Here is a 17,543-nt window from a genome sequence, read left to right on the forward strand (position 1 = left end):
ATGGCCGTCGGCCCCGCGCACACCCTGCATTGCGACCGGCCCGGCTGCCGCAGCCGGATGACGCTGCTGGGCACACGCAGCGCCCACGAGGCGCCAAGTGGCGCACCGCGAGCACGGCTGGCGCACCGATCGCCAAGACCTGTGCCCCAACGAGCCCGCGCCGGCACCGCTGGCGCGCGCCGCCGAGCGTCGACCGGCGCCAGCAGGGTGCCACCTCGCCGACCAGGGTAAAAGCGCCCGCACCATCGCCGCCCACATCGGAGTCAGCAAAGACACCGTGCGCCGCGACCTCGAGGCCGTGCGCGAGGAAGCGCCAGCCGATGCGACACCGGCGCGCGGCGATGCGCCGCCCGCGCCAGACCCGGCGCGCGAAGGTGCGCCACCCCGGTGCCCGGCGCACCCGATGGCGCGCACCTCGTTCCCGGTGCTTGAGGACGTACGTGTCCCGACCGGCTCGCGTGATCAAGAGGTCAACAGCGGGCTCTGCCGCAGCCTGCTCCATCGCCAACTGCTGAGCAGCGATATCGGTGCGTGATCCACAGGTCGCGCCCCTGATGCCGGCCCCGGGGAAGGTCCGGAAGCCTCCCTGGGGCGGGTCTGCTCCTTACTGTGTGCGGGGGCAACCCCCCGGAAACGCCGGAAGCCCCGCTCGGCTGGATTTCTCACCGAGCGGGGCGGCTTCTCTGTTGTCGGGGACACGCGCGCGACCCGAACGGCGTGCCGCTCGAGCTGTACCGGGAACGGCTCGGCGTCTTCAACGGTGAGCGGATCCTGTCCGGCGACGGGGCCTGATCACACCGACACGCCCGGCTCAGTCCGGGCCCCCGCCGCCCTCCATGCTGCCGCCCCCGCCGGCCTCCGGGTCCCGGCCCCCGCCCGCCGCCTCGGTCGCGACCGCCCTGGCCCAGCGGTAGTCCGCCTTGCCGCTCGGTGAGCGCCGGATCTCCCCGGTGATCACCAGCTGCCGGGGGATCTTGTAGCCCGCCAGCCGGCCGCGGCAGTGGGACCGGATCGCGTCCAGGCTCGGTACGGCGACCCCTTCGCGCAACTGCACGACGGCCGCCACCTGGTGGCCCCACCGGGGGTCCGGTACACCCGCGACCAGTGCGTCGTACACATCGGGGTGGGCCTTGAGCGCCTGCTCGACCTCCTCGGGGTACACCTTCTCCCCGCCGGTGTTGATGCACTGCGAGCCGCGGCCCAGGACCGTGACGATGCCGTCCTCGTCCACGGTGGCCATGTCACCGAGCAGCACCCACCGCTCGCCGTCGCGTTCGAAGAACGTCTCCGCCGACTTCGCCGGGTCCTTGTAGTAGCCGAGCGGCACGTGCCCGCGCTGCGCGACCCGGCCCGTCCCGCCCGGCTTCACCGGCTCGTACGTGGCCGGATCCACCACCGACGTACGGGAGTTGACCCGTAGCCGGAAGCCGGCCGCCGGGCCGCCGTCGTCCGTGGCGGTGCCGTTGAAGCCGGACTCGGAGGAGCCGAAGTTGTTCAGCAGCAGGACGTTCGGGGCCAGTGCGGCGAACTCGTCGCGCACCGAGTCGGACATGATCGCCCCGGAGCTGGAGACGCTGAACAGGCTGGACAGGTCGCATTCCGCCAGCGGTCCGTTCAGCGCGTCGATCAGTGGCCGCAGCATCGCGTCACCGACCAGCGAGACACTGGTGACCTTCTCCCGCTCGATGGTGCGCAGCACCTCGAGCGGCGCGAACCTGCGGTGCAGTACGACCCGCTGGCCGAAGTTGAAGCCGATGAACGCCGTGAGCGTCGAGGTCCCGTGCACCAGTGGGGGAGTGGGGAAGAAGGTGATCCCGTCGCCGCCCGCGGCGACCCGCTCGGCCAGTTCCTGCGGCCGTGAGACCGGCTCGCCCGTCGGCGCGCCGCCGCCGAGTCCGGCGAAGAACAGGTCCTCCTGGCGCCACACCACGCCCTTGGGCATGCCCGTGGTGCCGCCCGTGTAGATGATGAACCGGTCGTCCGCGGACCGCGGCGCGAAGCCGCGCTCCGGTGAACCGGCCGCCTCGGCGCCGGCGAAGTCGACCACGTCGAGCTGCGGCCCCCCGTCGAGGCGCGGCTGCTCACCTTCGGGAGGCGCCCCGACGCGCACCAGGTGCCGCAGCCTCTCCGTCCGGGGCAGCACCGCCGCCACCCGCCCCGTGAACTCCGCGTCGAAGACGAGCGCGGCGAGGTCGGCGTCCCGGTACAGATAGGCCAGCTCGTCCTCCACGTACCGGTAGTTGACGTTCACCGGCACGATGCGCGCCTTGAGGCAGCCGAGCGCGGTCTGCAGATACTCGATCCCGTTGTAGAGGTGCAGCCCCAGGTGCTCGCCGGGGCAGATGCCCGCGTCGAGCAGATGGTGGGCGATCCGGTTGGCGGCCGCGTCGAGTTCCGCGTAGTCCAGCCGGCGTTCCGCGCCCGTGCCGGGGCGGTCGATGAAGACGAGAGCCTCGCGGTCGGGCACCACATCGACCACGGATTCGAACAGGTCGGCAAGGTTGTACTCCACCGCTCCTCCTGACCCCGGCGAACCTGGCGGTCATTAGAGCGCCGGACGGCACAACTGGGAAGGGCGCCGGAGCAAGAAATCTGACTGGCTGTCAGAAAACTATTGAACTGGCCGCCCGGCTGCTGCAACCTGTTCCAGTCTGGGACGGAGGTTCCCCATGGACCATCGCAGCGACCACCGCACGGGCACCGAACACCTCACCGTGACACGCCAGGGCGCCACCCTGATCCTCACCCTGAACCGGCCGGAGGCCAGGAACGCCCTCTCCCTCGCCATGCTCGTCGGCCTCTACGACGCCTGGCTCGCGGCCGACGCCGACGACACCGTCCGCTCCGTCGTCCTCACCGGGGCGAGCGGCTCCTTCTGCGCCGGCATGGACCTCAAGGCGCTCGCCGGTGCCGGCATGGCGGGCGAGGCGTACCGGGAGCGGATGCGGGCCGACCCCGATCTGCACTGGAAGGCCATGCTCCGCCACCACCGCCCCAGGAAACCGGTGATCGCCGCCGTCGAGGGCTACTGCGTCGCCGGCGGCACGGAGATCCTCCAGGGCACCGACATCCGGGTCGCGGGCGAGAGCGCCACCTTCGGGCTGTTCGAGGTCCGCCGCGGCCTCTTCCCGATCGGCGGCTCGACCGTACGCCTGCCGCGCCAGATCCCGCGCACCCACGCCCTGGAGATGCTGCTCACCGGCCGCCCCTACGCCGCCGCGGAGGCCGAACGCATCGGTCTCGTCGGACGGGTCGTCCCCGACGGCACCGCCCTCGCAGCGGCCCTGGACATCGCGGAGCGGATCAACGCCTGCGGGCCGCTCGCCGTCGAGGCGGTCAAGGCGTCGGTGTACGAGGCGGCGGACATGACGGAGACCGACGGGCTCGCCGCCGAGCTGGAGCGGGGTTGGCCCGTCTTCGACACCGCCGACGCGAAGGAAGGCGCCCGCGCCTTCGCCGAGAAGCGCGACCCCGTCTACCGGCGCGGCTGAGGAGAAGCCCATGACCGAAGTGCTGCGTGCCCCGCTGGTCGTCGAGTTCCCCTTCACCCGCTCCCTCGGCCCCGTGCAGAGCGCGTTCCTGACCGGCCTGCGCGAGCGGACCGTACTCGGCGTGCGCACCACCGACGGCCGGGTCCTCGTACCGCCCGTCGAGTACGACCCCGCCACCGCGGAGGAGATCCGCGACCTCGTCGAAGTGCACGCCACCGGCACCGTCACCACCTGGGCCTGGAACCCCGACCCGCGCCCGCAGCAGCCGCTGGCCACCCCGTTCGCCTGGGTGCTCGTACGGCTCGACGGCGCGGACACCGCCCTCCTCCACGTCCTCGACGCGCCCGGCCCGGACGCCGTGCGCACCGGGATGCGGGTCCGGGTGCGCTGGGCGGCCGAGCGCACCGGCGCGATCACGGACATCGCCTGCTTCGAGCCGTACGGGGGGAGCGGGCCCGCCGCCCCGCCGCGCGCCCACAGCGGCGCCTTCCCCGAAGCCGCCGCCCCCGTGACCGGCATCGTCGCCCCGGCGAGGCTCGACTACACCTACACACCCGGCCGCGCCCAGAGCGCCCATCTCGCCGCGCTCGCCGAGCACCGGACCGTCGGCGAACGCTGCCCGTCCTGCCGCAAGGTCTACGTCCCGCCCCGCGGCGCCTGTCCCACCTGCGGGGTCGCCACCGGCGAACAGGTCGAGGTCGGCCCCCGCGGCACGGTCACCACCTTCTGCATCGTCAACATCAAGGCGAAGAATCTCGACATCGAGGTGCCCTACGTCTACGCCCACATCGCCCTGGACGGCGCGGGCCTCGCACTCCACGGACGCATCGGCGGCATCCCGTACGACCGGGTGCGCCTGGGCCTGCGCGTCGAGCCGGTGTGGCGGGAGGGGGCCCTGCACCCCGACCACTACCGGCCCACCGGCGAACCGGACGCCGACTACGAGACCTACAAGGAGCTGCTGTGACGCGGCACGACGCTTCGGACGGGAGCGCCGGCGGCACCCCGTACGGCAGGGACATCGCCGTCGTCGCCTTCGCCCAGACCCGCCACCGGCGCCGCACGGACGACCTGTCCGAGGTCGAGATGCTGATGCCGGTGCTCCACCAGGTGCTCGGCGCGACCGGTCTGAAGACCGGCGACATCGGCTTCACCTGCTCCGGATCCAGCGACTACCTCGCCGGCCGGGCGTTCTCCTTCACCATGGCGCTCGACGGGGTCGGCGCCTGGCCCCCGATCAGCGAGTCCCACGTCGAGACGGACGGCGCCTGGGCGTTGTACGAGGCGTGGGTGAAGCTGCTGACCGGCCAGGCCGACACCGCGCTCGTCTACGCGTACGGCAAGTCGTCGCCCGGTGAGCTCCGCGACGTCCTCACCCGGCAGCTCGACCCGTACTACGCGGCGCCGCTGTGGCCCGACTCGGTCGCCCTCGCCGCCCTGCAGGCGCAGGCGCTGATCGACGCGGGCGAGGCCGGGGAGCCGGAGCTCGCCGCAATCGCGGCCCGCAGCCGCCGCGACGCCTCGGCCAACCCGCACGCTCAGCTCCAGGGAGAGGTTCCGCGCGGCGACCACCTTGTCCGGCCCTTGAGGGTCTCCGACTGCCCGCCCGTCGGCGACGGCGCGGCCGCCGTGGTCCTGGCCGCCGGCGACCGGGCGCGCGAGCTGTGCGACCGGCCCGCGTGGATCCGCGGCATGGACCACCGCATCGAGGCGCACGCGCTCGGCGTACGCGACCTCACCCGATCGCCCTCCACCCGGCTCGCGGCCGAGCGGGCCGGAGCCTTCGAGCGCCCCGTCGACACGGCGGAGCTGCACGCGCCCTTCACCTCGCAGGAGCTCGTCCTGCGCCGCAGTCTCGACCTCGACGACAGGGTGAGGGTCAACCCGTCCGGTGGAGCGCTCGCCGCCAACCCGATGATGGCCGCCGGCCTGATCAGGATCGGCGAGGCCGCGGCCGGCATCCACCGCGGCGAGTCGGACCGGGCCCTCGCCCACGCCACCTCCGGCCCCTGCCTCCAGCAGAACCTGGTCGCCGTCCTCGAAGGAGAGGCCCATGCCCGCTGAGCCCGTGGCCGTCGTCGGCATCGGCCAGACCAGGCACGTCGCCGCCCGCCGGGACGTCTCCCTCGCCGGACTGGTCCGCGAGGCCGCCCTGCGAGCCCTCGACGACGCCCAGCTGACCTGGGCCGACATCGACGCCGTCGTCCTCGGCAAGGCCCCGGACTTCTTCGAGGGCGTGATGATGCCGGAGCTGTATCTGGCCGACGCCCTCGGAGCGGTCGGCAAACCGATGCTCCGCGTCCACACCGCGGGCTCCGTCGGCGGCTCCACCGCCCTCGTCGCCGCGAACCTGGTGGCGGCGCGCGTGCACCGGACCGTGCTCACCCTGGCCTTCGAGAAACAGTCCGAGTCCAACGCCATGTGGGGCCTGTCCCTGCCGGTCCCCTTCCAGCAGCCGCTGCTCGCCGGCGCGGGCGGCTTCTTCGCCCCGCACGTACGCGCCTACATGCGCCGCACCGGCGCGCCGGACACGGTCGGCTCCCTCGTCGCGTACAAGGACCGGCGCAACGCGCTGAAGAACCCGTACGCCCACCTCCACGAGCACGGCATCACCCTCGAGCAGGTGCAGGCGTCGCCGATGCTCTGGGACCCGATCCGCTACTCGGAGACCTGTCCCTCCTCCGACGGGGCGTGCGCCATGGTCCTCACCGGCCGGGCCGGCGCCGCCCGTTCGCCCCATCGGCCCGCCTGGGTGCACGGCGGGGCGATGCGCAGCGAGCCGACCATGTTCGCGGGCAAGGACTTCGTGTCGCCGCAGGCGGGCAAGGACTGCGCCGCCGACGTCTACCGGCAGGCCGGCATCACCGACCCGCGGCGCGAGATCGACGCGGTGGAGATGTATGTGCCGTTCTCCTGGTACGAGCCGATGTGGCTGGAGAACCTGGGCTTCGCCGCCGAGGGCGAGGGCTGGAAGCTCACCGAGTCCGGCGTGACCGGGCTCGACGGCGAGCTGCCCGTCAACCCCTCCGGCGGGGTGCTGTCGGCCAACCCCATCGGGGCGTCCGGCATGATCCGCTTCGCCGAGGCCGCGCTCCAGGTGCGCGGGCAGGCGGGCGAGCACCAGGTGGACGGAGCGCGCAGGGCGCTCGGCCACGCCTACGGCGGCGGGGCGCAGTTCTTCGCCATGTGGCTCGTCGGCGCCGAGCCGCCCGCCACCTGACCGCCGCACCACCTGATCGCCCGGTCACCCGACCACCGCGCCACCGTCATATGCGCCACCGTCACCTGCCGCACCCTGTCCGTGACCGCCCGTCGTCGCTACGCTGACCCGGGAGACGACGCGGGAGGAGCAGGGACGTGGCCGAAAGCACCACCACCACAACCACGCACATGTTTTCCGGGTGGGAGAAGCCGGACCAGAAACCGGACCCGCGGCCGGACCTCGACCTGAGCGGCGCGGACTGGCGTTCGGGCACTCAGGGCGCCGGGGACGTGCAGATCGCGTTCGTCGAAGGATTCATCGCGATGCGCAACGGCGGCCGCCCCGAGAACCCGTCGCTGATCTTCACTCCGGCGGAGTGGCGCGCCTTCGTGCTGAACGCGCGGGACGGCGAGTTCGACCTCACCTGACGCACCCGGCCCGCCGGGCCCCCTCCCGTCGGTGGGAGGGGGAGAACCGGCCTGCTCAGGCGGACGTGTGCGTCATGTCCCGGCCGGGCCCCGCCGTGCCGTTGATCTTCTCGATGGCCTGCCGGGCGGAGTCGGCGGGACTGCGCGCGGTCAGCGAGGAGACCGACGTCGCGGGCGGCAGATGCTGACCGCCGGCCGAGGCGGCCGCCGCCGTGGTGGTCGTCGTCGTGGTTGCCGTCGCCGGTTTCGCGTGGCCGCCGGAGCGGCTGCGCAGCCGGTGGCTCGCGGCCTCGTCGAGACCCACCGGCCGCTGCATCTGGGCGGCCAGCCGGCCGGCCTCCTGCCCGAGCGCGGCGACGTCCTCCCAGTGGAGGCGGACCACGAGTCGCAGTTCCGCCTCGCCGTCGGGCAGGGCTTGCAGGGGAGGAGTGGTGCGGTCGTTCATGGGCTGATCCTCACGTCGGTACGGAAACGCGGCGGGATTCGGCGGGGCTCGGGGAATTCGTCGGGGGCTCGGGGGACTCGGGGGCTCGGGGGGCTCGGCGGGAAACACTCCTCCTCACGGGTCGTCGTTCGCACGCGCCGCCCGCGCGGCGTGGTACGCGCGGGCATCCGTGCGTACAGGGATACGACAGCGGCGGCCGCTGCGTTCAACAGGCCCCCGGCCCCGGCTCGGCCGAGTCCGCCCGTACCCGTACCATTGCGGTTATGTCCTTCCTCCGCCGCCGCAGCGCCGCCACACCCGCGGGTCCGGACTTCGACGTCCTGGCCATGGACCCGGGGGACTGGCCCGGAAATCTCGGCGCCGGACTGCTGCCCGCCCCGGACGGAACCTGCCAGGGCGTCTTCCTGCGCTACGACCTGTTCGGCGGCCGGGGCCCCGCGATGATCATCGGCAATCTTCCGGAGGGCTCGCCCGCCCGCGAGGTGGCGGAGGACGAGATCCCCTTCGAGGTCGGCCAGCTGCTCGTCGCGCTGGAGAACGAGGAGCCGGTCCATGTCACCGGCGTCGAGGACACACCGGTCATGCAGGGTGACAATCTGCTGATCGTGCGCCGGCTGAAGCTCTCGGAAAGCCGTATCTCCTGCGTCCAGTTCGACCGCAGCGACAATGTGCTCGTCACGATCGCCAGCTGGGACCGGCCCATCACCGACGATCTCTACGCGCTGCTCAAGCCGCTGCCCGCGGAGCTGTTCCAGCAGGGCTGAGCCCCCCACCCCTTCCGCTGACCCGAACCACTGACCGAAGCCACTGCCCGGGGCGCGCCCCGGGCAGTTTTGTTGTGCATCCTGTCAAAACGGCCGGGACGACCCGCCACGCGGCGTACCGCACCGGCCGTCGCGCCCGGCGGGCCTACACCCTGACCGCCGACCGCCGAGCCGCCAGTGACAGCCGTGCCGCCGACGTGCCGAGCCCCGTCGGCACGGCCGGCCGCCACGGCGACGCGCCGCCCCGCAGGTCCTCCTCCTTGTAACGCCGCACCTTCCGGTGCCAGTTGAGGATGCCCGCGATCCAGTCCTCGAGCTCCCTCACATAGGTGCCGAGAGCCGCCCTCCCCTTCTCGTCCAGACCGAACTCCTCGCACACCACCGGCAGTCCGTGCTCCTTGGTGTGCAGGAACTGCTCCAGCCGGGACCGCATCAGGGCGTCCGTCATCGCGGCGGCCGTGCCGCGGTCGCAGCCGAAGAACGTCTGCACCACCAGCAACGCGTTGTGAACCTCGCCCTCGTACTCGATCTCCTTCTGGTACGAGAAGAAGTCGTTGAGGAGACAGGCGTAGTCTATGGCCGCGTTCTCCAGGCCCTTCACGGGCCCGCTCGCGTACAGCTCCGGCGGCAGTTCGCCCTCGTGCCGCAGTCGGCACAGACTCATGGTCATGTCCGAGCCGAAGGTGAGCCGGCGCATCTCGATGTAGTCGACCGGATCGGGGACCCGGTGCTGAGCCTGGTTGTGGAGCTCCCACAGCCAGCTGTCCAGCATCACGTCGACCGCGCTCCGCAGCGACCGCCGGGCCTGTGGGGACATCGGCCCCGCGGTACGCGCCCACAGATCGGCGAGGCCGCGCTCCATGGGAGAGAGTGCCAGGGCGGCGCCGGCCGCCGGCTCCTCCACCGGCATACAGGCTTTGAGCCGCTCGTTGCAGAGCCGGGCGGCCTCGAGCTCGCGGGACCGTCCGAAGACCACCGGGTAGTAGTCGTCGCCGTACGTCCCCCAGGTCAGCCACTCGGCGCTGAGCTCCAGCTCCTCCGGCGTGGCGTCCGGGTCGAGTCCCGCGGAGCACAGCGCGAGGTCGAAGCCGGCCACCTTCGTCTCGTCCCAGATGTCGCCGAGCAGGCCCATCCGGCCCGCCCAGGCGATGGACGCGGCACGGGCGTGCTCCAGGTGAGGGCTGAGCGTGAGCGGGAACGGCGGATCGAACTCCGGCAACCACGAAGGCCCCACCTGCTGCGGCCGGTGGGTCAGCGTCCGCAGCCGTGCCGCGGCGGGACGGCCGAACAGTGTCCGGATGTCCAGCGCCGACGTGCCCAGCACCCCCTCGAACGGTGAACGCCCGCTCTCCACACCCTTGTTCATGTAACGGCTGGAGCGCATGTGCCACTCGTGGCCGCCGGACTGCCAGTCCTGCAGTCCCTTGGTGTAGGCGGCGATCGCCGCGCAGTCCGCCGGGGTCAGACCCTCGTGGAGGCACAGTGCGGGGACCTCGGTGAGCGCGGTGTTCTCGAACTGCTGGACCCGTGAGGTCAGCAGGTCGTTCACCACCTCCGCCGCCTCCTGCGTGGAGCAGCCGAGGAACCGCTCCAGCACCAGCACGCCGTTGCTGTTCTCGCCCTCGTCCTCGACCTCCCGCTGGTACGAGAAGAGGTCGTTGCGCAGATGCACCGCGTCGGAGAACGAGTCGCGCAGCACCCGCAGCGGACGGGAGCCGGCGACCGATTCCGGCACCTCGGCCCGCGCCGCGTACTCCACCAGGCCGGCGGACCAGGGCGCGCCGCCGACCTTCCGGCGCATCTCGATGTACTCCACCGGATTGGCGATCCGGCCGGCGTCGATGTTGACGAGCTCCCACATCGACTCGTTGAGTAGATGCTCCGTGGCCTCGGCGAACCGGGCCCGCCACGCCTGGGACATGCTCGGCACCGTGCGCCGCCACAGATCGGCGAGCCCGGCCTCGACCGGATTGACCGGCTCCGGGGTCCCCTGCGCCAGGTCCATCGGCATGAAGGCGGGCAGCCGGTCCAGATACTCCTTGCCGCCCGCCAGGTCCTGGCTGCGCTTGAAGACCTCCAGGAAGTGGTCGTCGAAGAAGAAGACCCACACGTACCAGTCGGTGACGAGGCCGAGGACCTCCGCGTCGCAGTCGGGGTGGGTGTACGCGCACAGCAGGGCGTAGTCGTGTGCGTCGAGGTCGCTCTCCTCCCAGATGCCGGAGCCCTCCAGCATCCCCGTCGCGCGCGCCCACTTCTTGGCGTGCCGCCGTGCCTCCTCGACATGCGGGTTGAGGCGGGCCGGATACGGAACATAGAAGTCCGGCAGTACGAAGGGCTGTGCCATCTGTGCCAGGGCCTTTCGGGAGCAGCCGCGCACAAGGCGCGGACCGGTCATGACGGCTCAGCCCTACCCTTCGCCCATACGGCCCACGCATTCCGGCGATTAGTCGGACAATCGGGCTGGTTGGGGGCGCCACCGACCCCCCGGACCGGTGGCGCCCCGCGGTCTACCGGAGCACCCGCACATCGGCCTCCTTCACGAAGGCCACCCGGTGCCCGAACTGGATCGCGTAGTACATCTCCTGGCCCCGCACCACCCGGTGGCCCGCAGTGTCGTACGTGGTCGCGTACAGATACTCGCCCGGCACCCGGTCGCCGACCACGTACTTCTGCCCGGCGAGCAGCTTGTAGGGCAGCGGCGACTGGGCCTGCACCGGAATGCCCGCCGGATACGCCGACGCCTCCGGGTACGCCCTCCCGTACACCGGCGCCTCCGTGAGACCGTCCCGCGGCGTCAGCACCGCCTCGCGCGCGCCGACCGCCGTCGGCTGCGTGCGCGGATTGTGGAACCAGGCCTTCTGACCCAGGTACCAGATCGCCGTCCACTCGCCCCGGCGCTCCGCCACCGCGTACTGCTGGCCCGTCGACGCGCGCGCCCCCGTGTCGTTCACCCCGGCCGTCGAGTCCTGGCCGCCCGGGCGCAGGCCGATGTCCTTGACGAGCGGAGTACTCTCGCTCGGCCCGGTGTGCAGCCGTACCGCGCCCGAACCGTGCGGCGCGCACGCCTCCCCGGCCTTGAGACAGCCCGTGTAGAGCGGCTGGTGTTCCGTGTACTCGGGACGGATGGTGACCACCGCGCTGTCCGGCCCCGCCTGCGGCGTGAACGGCCTGCCCAGCAACTGGAAGTAGTGCGCCCAGTCCCAGTACGGCCCCGGGTCGGTGTGCATCCCGCGGATCGTCGCCGCCGTCGTGCCCGGCACGTTGTCGTGGCCCAGGATGTGCTGCCGGTCCAGCGGGATGTCGTACCGCTTGGCCAGGTACCTCACCAGCCGCGCCGAAGCCCGGTACATCGCCTCGGTGTACCAGGCGTCCGGAGACACCAGGAAGCCCTCGTGCTCGAGACCCACCGACTTGGCGTTCACGAACCAGTTGCCGGCGTGCCAGGCGACGTCCTCGAGCGGAACGTGCTGTGCGACGTGCCCGTCCGACGAGCGCAACGAGTACTGCCACGACACGTACCTCGGGTTCTGCACCAGCTTCAGGGTGGTCTCCCAGGTGGCCTCCGTGTCATGGACGATGATGTAGTCCACCGACTGCGACGCGGGCCGGTTCCCCTGGTCGTGGTTGCCGTAGTCGCCGTCGCCGAACTCCTCGTACGGAGCCGGGATCCACTCGCACGCCACCGTCCGCGGGCACTCGGTCCTGCCCGCGTCGGCGGTGCGCAGGCCCAGTCGCCGCACCTGCGTCCGCTCGGGTTCCACCGCCGGCTGCGGGGCGAGGGTCACCCGCTGACCGCTGTCGGGGGTCCGGGACTGGCCGGTGCGGATCACGTCGAAGACGTCGTCCGCGTACGCCGTGGCGGTCGCCACATCGTCCGCACCGGAGTACCTGGCCACGGCGCCGTACCAGTCCGCCGGGTCCTGGCCCGCCGGCCCGCCCAGCTCGCGCTGCGCCTCGGCGAGCAGCGCGGCACCGCCCCGGACGTTGGCCGCCGCGCTGTCCCGCAGCTGCTCCGGGCCGATGCCCGACACCTCGGCCGCACGTTCCAGCGTACGCAGCCGGGGCGGCAGTTCACCCGGCTCCGGCGGCGCCGTCTCTGCGACGGAGCGGGCCGGCCGCGCGTCGTCCCCGCGGGCGTCCTCCGCGCCGTGCGAATGATGCGGTGCCTCGGCCAGCGCCGTCCTCGCGTCGGTCAGATGCATCGGGCCGTAGCCGCCGGTGACACTCGCCGCGCCGCCGTGCCCGTCCCACCGGGACTGCAGATACGAGACGCCGAGCAGCACACTCTCCGGCACCCCGTACTCGTCGGCCGCGGCGGTGAAGGCCCCCTGCAGCGAACCGGCCGGGGCCCGCTCCGCGGTCGCCGAGGGACCTGCCGACACGAGCGGCAGCAGCAGGGCGGCGCACGCCACCACGCCCCCCGTCGTCAACGCGCGCCGGCGGCGGGCGCCGGCCGGCCGTGGGGGAGTCGATCCTTGCAAGGCAGCCTCCAGTGACGAGTGATGCGCAATGGGACCTGCGGGCCGGGACAACGCCCCATGGGTATCGGCTCGCGAACGATCCGTCAATCATGCTCGTCGGCAAGGGGTTTGCACGTCAGCCCGCGTGTCGGCGCACTTTCGCGGCAACGGCGCGCGGGCCTGCGGCGCGTCAGTGGCATGGACCAATGGCCGCCGTCCCCCACCGCGGGCGGCAGTCCGGAACACAGCGCTGCGCGCCCGGTGCGTCGGCACCGGGCGCGCAGCGCGCTTCCCCCTCCGCGGCGGGCCGGTCAGCGGGTGCCGACCGCCGCACGCACGGCCCTGCGGGCCATCGCGCAGTCGTCGTGCAGCCGCCGCAGCAGCAGCCGCTGCTCCTCTCCTGCCGACGGACCGGGCTGCGCCTGGCCGGCCGGGACCGGCTGCGCCTCGCGCATGGTGCGCTGCACCGCCGTCTCGTAGGTACGGATCTCCCGGGTCAGCACCAGCATCAGGTTCACCAGGAACGCGTCCCGTGCCGCGGTGCCCGGCTGCTGTGCGAGCTGACTGATCTGCCGGCGCGCCGCCGGGGCGTCACCCAGCACCGCCCACAGCGTCGCCAGGTCGTAGCCGGGCAGGTACCAGCCCGCGTGCTCCCAGTCGACCAGCACCGGACCGGTCGGCGACAGAAGGATGTTGGAGAGCAGCGCGTCCCCGTGGCAGAACTGCCCCATCCCCTGCCTGCCGCCGGCCTGGGCCAGACCGTGCAACAGCTTCTGCAGATCGCCCAGATCCCGGTCGGTGAAGAGCCCCAGCTCGTGGTAGCGCGAGATGCGCGACCCGTAGTCCAGCGGCGCGTCGAACATCCCGGCCGGCGGGCGCCATCTGTTCAGCCGCGCGACCGCGCCCAGCACCGCGCGCACGTCCGCGCGCGGCGGGGCCTCCACCGGGTGGCGGGTCAGCGCCGCCGGGCGCCCCGGCATCCGCTCGATCACCAGGGTGCAGTTGTCCGGGTCGGCGGCGATCAGCCGCGGGACCCGCACCGGCGGCCGGTGGCGCACGAAGGCGCGGTACGAAGCTATTTCGTGCCGCAGCCGCTCGGCCCAGGCCGGCGATTGGTCCAGTAAGCACTTGGCGACCGCCGTGGTTCGCCCCGTCGTTCCGATGATCAGCACGGATCGTCCGCTGCGGCGCAGCACCTGCACCGGATTGAACTCCGGACAGATCCGGTGCACCGACGTGACGGCCTTGCGCAGCTGTGCGCCCTGGGGGCCGGACAGGTCGATCCTCCCGCTGAGGGGCCTGCCGACGGGCCCGGCCTGCCTGCGGGCACGGCCGGCGGCGGGCTCGGAATACGGTCCGGTGCCGGCCGTGAAGGCGCTGCGCTGCTGGAGCCGAGGAGGGGCGGACACGGAGGACGATGCTGTGTACATGGGAGATACAGATCCCTTCGTGTGCCGACAGTGGCATGCGCTGCCCCGCCCCCATATGCCAAGGGGAACACCCTGGGGAATGTGCCCCAGGCAGAGGGGGCGAGGTGGCGCTTTCCTACCTGACACCGGGGCGCGGGTGGCACACCATCTGGCGAACCCTGGCGAACCCTGGCGAATACTCGCCCGCCCCATGACAGCGCGTTACTGTCAACTCAGCCGAGAACCTGGGGGCTTGACGTGAGCAGAGAACCCAACGCCCGCCTGTGCGACCTGTTCGGCCTGGCCGGCTGGTCCAAGGGCGAGCTCGCAAGACTCGTGAACCGGCAGGCGGCGGCCATGGGCCATCCGCAGCTGGCGACCGACACCTCGCGGGTCCGGCGCTGGATCGACATGGGGGAGACCCCGCGCGATCCCGTACCGAAGGTACTGGCGGCTCTGTTCACCGAGCGACTCGGTCGTGTCGTGACCATCGAGGACCTCGGGTTCGCACGGAGCGGGCGAGTGGGTAAGCGGCGGGACGTCCAGGGCACCGACAACCCTGACGGTCTGCCATGGGCGCCCGACCGTACGGCGGCGGTCCTCACCGAATTCACGGGAATGGACCTCATGCTCAACCGACGCGGCCTGGTGGGCGCCGGCGCGGCACTTGCCGCGGGCTCAGCACTCAGCAGCGCCATGCACGACTGGCTCAAGACCGACCCGGCACCCCGGGCCGCCGCACACTCCTCCGCCCTCCTGCACGCCGACCCCGCTGGGTACGACCGGTACGAGGCCGCCCCCATCGGGTCGCAGGAGATCGAGGCGCTGGAGCGTTCCGTCGAGGTGTTCCGCGCCTGGGACGCCGCCCGCGGCGGCGGCCTGCAACGCAAGGCCGTGGTGGGCCAGCTCAACGAGGTGGGCGGCATGCTCGCCTACCACCACCCCGACCACCTCCAGCGGCGCCTGTGGGGCGTCGCCGCCAACCTCGCGGTGCTGGCGGGCTGGATGTCCCACGACGTCGGCCTCGAACCGACCGCCCAGAAGTACTTCGTCATCGCCGCCCACGCGGCCCGCGAGGGCGGCGACCGCCCACGCGCCGGTGAGGCCCTGTCCCGTGCCGCGCGCCAGATGGTCCACCTGGGCCGCCCCGACGACGCGCTCGACCTGATGAAACTGGCCAGGACCGGCTCCGGCGAGCAGACCCTGCCGCGCACCCGCGCGATGCTGCACACCATCGAGGCGTGGGCCCAGGCGTCCATGGGCAAGGGGCAGGCGATGCGCCGCACCCTCGGTGAGGCCGAGGAACTCTTCGTCTCCGACAAGGGCGACGTACCGCCGCCCAGTTGGATGCAGATGTTCGACGAGGCCGACCTCCACGGCATGCAGGCACTGGCGTACCGCACCCTCGCCGAGCACGACCCCGCGGCGGCGGGCATCGCGCAGAAACACGCCAAGCAGGCCCTGCAGTTGCGCGAGGGCGGCCGGCAGCGTTCGAAGATCTTCGACTACATCTCGCTGGCCTCCGCCTGCTTCATCGCGGACGACCCGGAGCAGGCCGACCGCTACGCCCGGCTCGCGCTGGTGTCGATGGGGGAGACCTCCTCGCACCGGACCTGGGACAGGCTCCGCGAGATGTACCGCCTGACCGGGCAGTACGCGGGATACTCGAAGATCGAGGATCTGCGCGAGGAGATCGAGATCGCCATGCCCGGCATCAGCCCCTCGACGAAGCCGGGGAGCACGAAGCCGGGGAGCACCGGGATCTAGCCGATGGTCCCCGGTGCTCCGGCGACCGGTATCCGGCATCCGGCCGCCGAGACCTGCTTCAGGCGACGACCCTGGCCACGATCACGCAGGCGTCGCCCTCACGCTCCCGCTCACCGAACTCCTCGACGATCGCACGGACGCATTCCTGGGCGTCCTCGACCCGGGCGAACCGCGCTGCCAACGCCGTCAGCCGGTCCGTGTCGGACTTCGACGCGGCGCTCGTGCGGGTCAGGCCGTCGGTGTGCAGCACCAGCAGATCGCCCGGCTGCAGGGCGACTTCGGCCTGCCCGTACACCGCCCCGCCGGTCGCACCGAGCAGCACGCCCTCCGGCGCCGCGAGCGGCTGCCCCGTACCGTCGCGGAACAGCAGGGGGGCGGGGTGCCCCGCCTGAGCCCACGACAGGGTCCTGGTGGCAGGGGCGTAACTGCAGCAGACCGCGCTGCCGAGGGCCGGCTGCGCGGAGGTGTCCAGCAGTTGGTTGAGGTGCGTCATCAGCGGCCCCGGCCGGATGCCGGCCACCGCCATGCCGCGCAGCGCGCCCAGCAGCATCGCCATGGAGGACGCGGCGCTCACGCCGTGACCGGTCAGCTCGCCGACGCTCAGCAGCGTCTCCCCGCTCGGCAGGGGCATGGTGTCGTACCAGTCGCCGCCGGCCAGCGTGCCGCTCGAGGAGGGGAGGCAGCGCGCCGCGACGTCCAGCGACGCCGTGCCGGGCACGGGGCAGCCGCTGCGGCGGGGCAGTACGGCCTCCTGCATCTCCGCCGTGAGCCGGCGTTCCGTCTCCTCCATGTGCTGCTGCCGCTGCAGCCAGTGGCGCGTCTCCCGCACCGCCCGCTGGCTGCGGCGCAGTTCGCTGACGTCCCGCAGGACGGCCCACATCGACGCGGTGCAGCCGTCCGCGTCGAGCACCGGCTCCCCCATCATGTGCACGGTGCGCACCCGCCCGTCGGGCAGGACGAGACGGAACTCGCCGTCGATGGGCCGGCCGTCCACGAGGCAGTCGGTCACCATCGCGGTCAGCAGCGGCTGGTCCTCGGCGAACACGACCGACGGCAACTCGTCCAGCGACATGGGGCCGTTGCGGGGGTCGCGTCCCAGGATCCGGTACAGCTCGTCGGACCAGCTCACCTCGTCGGTGAGGAGATTCCACTCGGCGCTGCCGACCCGGCTGAGCGGCGAGCCGGTGCCGGGTGTACCGGGCGCCTCGTACTCGGCGAGCTCACGGGCGAGTTCGTCGGCGGCCTGCCGGGGGAGCCCTTCCTTCAGCTGCCCCAAGTGGGCGCCCAGGTCGTCCAGGTGATGGAGTGCCAGGTCGCACAGGGCACGCTGCCAGCGGTCCCGCGGATCGTCCTCCGCGGACGCGCTGTCGGGGCGCACCGCGTCGACGTCTCCGCGCAGACGTCGCGTCCGCGAGATCAACGCATCGACGGTTCCGCGCTCGGGCGGCTCTGCGGTTCGGTCCGCGAACACATGGGACGGCATGTCGTACTCCGATACAAACGCGGCCACGGCCAGGGTCTGGGACAGGGACCGGATACGACTGTTGCACAACCGGCAAGGGGTCGTAAGCCGTTTG

14 protein-coding genes are annotated in these 17,543 nt (G+C 72.3%); 8 read left to right on the forward strand and 6 right to left on the reverse strand.

What is annotated here, in order from left to right:
- Positions 1-97: 97 nt before the first annotated feature.
- Positions 98-535, forward strand: a complete 438-nt coding sequence (locus ACFYOP_RS13180; RefSeq protein WP_356899269.1) for a hypothetical protein — start codon at positions 98-100, stop codon at positions 533-535.
- Positions 536-811: 276 nt separating this feature from the next.
- Here the strand turns inward: ACFYOP_RS13180 and ACFYOP_RS13185 are convergent, their stop codons facing one another.
- Positions 812-2,512, reverse strand: a complete 1,701-nt coding sequence (locus tag ACFYOP_RS13185) for an acyl-CoA synthetase (RefSeq protein ID WP_356899270.1) — start codon at positions 2,510-2,512, stop codon at positions 812-814.
- Between the two features lie 157 nt (positions 2,513-2,669).
- Between ACFYOP_RS13185 and ACFYOP_RS13190 the strand changes: the two genes are divergently transcribed.
- The 5 genes from ACFYOP_RS13190 to ACFYOP_RS13210 all read left to right on the forward strand — a co-directional run bounded on the left by ACFYOP_RS13190 (position 2,670) and on the right by ACFYOP_RS13210 (position 7,121).
- Entirely contained in the window at positions 2,670-3,491 is an 822-nt protein-coding gene (locus tag ACFYOP_RS13190; RefSeq protein WP_356899271.1) for a crotonase/enoyl-CoA hydratase family protein, read from the forward strand.
- 10 nt (positions 3,492-3,501) lie between these two features.
- Positions 3,502-4,458, forward strand: coding sequence for an OB-fold domain-containing protein (locus ACFYOP_RS13195; RefSeq protein ID WP_356899272.1), 957 nt, complete (start codon positions 3,502-3,504; stop codon positions 4,456-4,458).
- Positions 4,455-5,555, forward strand: coding sequence for a thiolase domain-containing protein (locus ACFYOP_RS13200; protein ID WP_356899273.1), 1,101 nt, complete (start codon positions 4,455-4,457; stop codon positions 5,553-5,555). Before ACFYOP_RS13195 ends, ACFYOP_RS13200 begins: the two co-directional genes overlap by 4 nt.
- Positions 5,545-6,711 (forward strand): thiolase domain-containing protein, encoded by a 1,167-nt coding sequence (locus ACFYOP_RS13205; RefSeq protein WP_356899274.1) that lies wholly within the window; start codon positions 5,545-5,547, stop codon positions 6,709-6,711. The genes ACFYOP_RS13200 and ACFYOP_RS13205 overlap by 11 nt, the downstream gene beginning before the upstream one ends.
- Positions 6,712-6,848: 137 nt before the next feature.
- Positions 6,849-7,121 (forward strand): DUF397 domain-containing protein, encoded by a 273-nt coding sequence (locus ACFYOP_RS13210; RefSeq protein ID WP_388451461.1) that lies wholly within the window; start codon positions 6,849-6,851, stop codon positions 7,119-7,121.
- Between the two features lie 55 nt (positions 7,122-7,176).
- Here ACFYOP_RS13210 and ACFYOP_RS13215 read toward each other — a convergent pair whose 3' ends face one another.
- A complete protein-coding gene (locus tag ACFYOP_RS13215) occupies positions 7,177-7,566 on the reverse strand; it encodes a hypothetical protein (RefSeq protein ID WP_356899275.1) in 390 nt (129 codons plus the stop codon).
- Between the two features lie 263 nt (positions 7,567-7,829).
- Between ACFYOP_RS13215 and ACFYOP_RS13220 the strand changes: the two genes are divergently transcribed.
- Positions 7,830-8,330: a hypothetical protein gene (locus ACFYOP_RS13220; protein WP_356899276.1), complete on the forward strand. Its 501-nt coding sequence runs from the start codon at positions 7,830-7,832 to the stop codon at positions 8,328-8,330.
- Positions 8,331-8,475: 145 nt separating this feature from the next.
- On the opposite strand, the gene ACFYOP_RS13225 is transcribed toward ACFYOP_RS13220, so the two are convergent.
- The 3 genes from ACFYOP_RS13225 to ACFYOP_RS13235 form a co-directional block, all read right to left on the reverse strand.
- Entirely contained in the window at positions 8,476-10,674 is a 2,199-nt protein-coding gene (locus ACFYOP_RS13225) for a terpene synthase family protein (RefSeq protein WP_356899277.1), read from the reverse strand.
- A 163-nt stretch (positions 10,675-10,837) separates the two neighbouring features.
- Complete coding sequence (locus ACFYOP_RS13230; RefSeq protein WP_388451463.1) at positions 10,838-12,760, reverse strand: N-acetylmuramoyl-L-alanine amidase; 1,923 nt, start codon at positions 12,758-12,760, stop codon at positions 10,838-10,840.
- A 341-nt stretch (positions 12,761-13,101) separates the two neighbouring features.
- Positions 13,102-14,220 carry an aminoglycoside phosphotransferase family protein gene (locus ACFYOP_RS13235; protein WP_356899280.1) on the reverse strand — a complete coding sequence of 373 codons (1,119 nt, stop codon included), beginning with the start codon at positions 14,218-14,220 and terminating at the stop codon, positions 13,102-13,104.
- Positions 14,221-14,457: 237 nt separating this feature from the next.
- On the opposite strand from ACFYOP_RS13235, the gene ACFYOP_RS13240 reads away from it, so the two are divergent.
- A complete protein-coding gene (locus ACFYOP_RS13240) occupies positions 14,458-15,966 on the forward strand; it encodes a hypothetical protein (RefSeq protein WP_356899281.1) in 1,509 nt (502 codons plus the stop codon).
- A 58-nt stretch (positions 15,967-16,024) separates the two neighbouring features.
- Here the strand turns inward: ACFYOP_RS13240 and ACFYOP_RS13245 are convergent, their stop codons facing one another.
- On the reverse strand, positions 16,025-17,449 hold the full coding sequence (locus tag ACFYOP_RS13245; RefSeq protein ID WP_356899323.1) for a SpoIIE family protein phosphatase: 1,425 nt from the start codon (positions 17,447-17,449) through the stop codon (positions 16,025-16,027).
- Between the last annotated feature and the right edge of the window lie 94 nt (positions 17,450-17,543).

Origin of the sequence: Streptomyces sp. NPDC006294, from assembly GCF_042870895.1 — a bacterium.
Classification (GTDB): Bacteria; Actinomycetota; Actinomycetes; order Streptomycetales; family Streptomycetaceae; genus Streptomyces.